Below are 1,351 nucleotides of genomic sequence, written 5' to 3'. Positions count from 1 at the left end.
CGAAAGTAAATAACGGTAGCGGCAATGCGGGTTGTCCACCGCCCGAAGACGGCCCTCGAAGAACACCCCTTGCCGCTACCGCTCAAGCAGCCTGTGCGACCAGGCTTTCTGTGCGCCGCGAATAAATCGCTGCGTGGTCGAGTGCCGATTCGCTCGGCACTTCATTCTTGCTCTCCACCTCCACCAGAGCGGCTTCTTCGGTCGCCTGTCGGGCGGCCGCCGCTTTCTTGGTCTTCCCCGCGCGTGACGGCGGCTGGCAGGCCCCGCACACCACGTTGTTCTGCAAATCATGTTTGTGCGCAACGAACTTGCCCGTGCAGCGGCAGCAGCGCGTCAGCTGCAGCATGCCGGCATCGAAGAAGCGCACAAGAGTCCAGGCCCGCGTCAAATCGAGTACCGCCTCGACACCGCTATGGTTGCAGTGTTCGAGATACAGCCGATACCCCTTGGTCAAAGCATCGAGGTGCGAACAGCCGGCCTCGTTCTTCAGAAACACATACGTGTTGTAGAACAGCGATGCGTGGATATTCGCAAGCCACGTCATGTACCAGTCGGCCGAGAAAGGCAGCATGCCCTTCGGCGGCGACACCCCTTTCACTTCGCGATAGAGACGAATCATCCGGTCGCGCGACAGCGTCAGTTCGGTTTCCAGCACCTGCATCCGCGCCCCGAGTTCGATCAGTGCGATCGCGCGGAAAACTTCCTGGGCATCTTCGGTGAGGCTCTTCTTCAGTATCGTGCTCATGGCTCGCCTCGTCTCAAGCGAACTGTTCAGCTGGCTGGCCTGCCAGCAGGATGGCCGTGTGCGTCAGTGCAATGTCCGCGTGCCCGGCAGGCCGCGTCAGTGCCGACAGCATCGTGTGATCGTTGAAGCGGAAAAAACACAACAGGTGGTCGGACGCGGCGAGCTTGACGATCTGCGCGAGCGTCAGGCCCGCGAGCAGGTCGGCGAGTTCGGCCGACAGCCCGAGCCGGAACATGCCGATCGCCCGGTCTTCGCGCAACATGCGCTGGGCGAGCATGATGTACGACAAATTGATTTCGCGAATCGAATCCAGCGTTTCACGACCGTTCATGGTTGCTGCTTCCGGTAATTCCCCGAACCTGGCCGGCATTTTTTGCCGATATCTTTTTTGTGCCTCACCGGGCGGTGTTCTGCGCGGCTAGATAATCTTTGATACAGCCCGTTACATCTCGTAACAACTCTGTGAAACGGATTGTAAGTACCGTCCAGCGGGAAATCAAGACAATCTCAATAATAATTTGAGAGGAAAACAACAGAGAGAATCGGTAACTTTTTCGGGGGTTTGTAACAGGCAAAATTAACCGATCCCTTTTATGTTTTTTATTC

At 57.4% G+C, this 1,351-nt stretch carries 3 protein-coding genes; all 3 read right to left on the bottom strand.

Going from position 1 to position 1,351, the window contains the following annotated elements; translation table 11 throughout:
* Positions 1-82: 82 nt before the first annotated feature.
* On the bottom strand, positions 83-736 hold the full coding sequence (gene flhC, locus AWB68_RS44975; RefSeq protein ID WP_087650461.1) for a flagellar transcriptional regulator FlhC: 654 nt from the start codon (positions 734-736) through the stop codon (positions 83-85).
* A 22-nt stretch (positions 737-758) separates the two neighbouring features.
* On the bottom strand, positions 759-1,076 hold the full coding sequence (flhD, locus tag AWB68_RS44970; RefSeq protein ID WP_087650460.1) for a flagellar transcriptional regulator FlhD: 318 nt from the start codon (positions 1,074-1,076) through the stop codon (positions 759-761).
* Between the two features lie 64 nt (positions 1,077-1,140).
* A partial coding sequence (locus AWB68_RS50595) for a hypothetical protein (RefSeq protein ID WP_235028884.1) occupies positions 1,141-1,351 on the bottom strand: 211 nt, incomplete at its 5' end.

The sequence above is a fragment of the Caballeronia choica genome (assembly GCF_001544535.1).
Classification (GTDB): Bacteria; Pseudomonadota; Gammaproteobacteria; order Burkholderiales; family Burkholderiaceae; genus Caballeronia; species Caballeronia choica.
This window is presented reverse-complemented; position numbering and strand designations above follow the sequence as displayed.

What these genes read in the sequence shown, in the direction of transcription:
- flhD (WP_087650460.1), bottom strand. Translation starts at nt 1,076, where the DNA reads ATGAACGGTCGTGAAACGCTGGATTCGATTCGCGAAATCAATTTGTCG.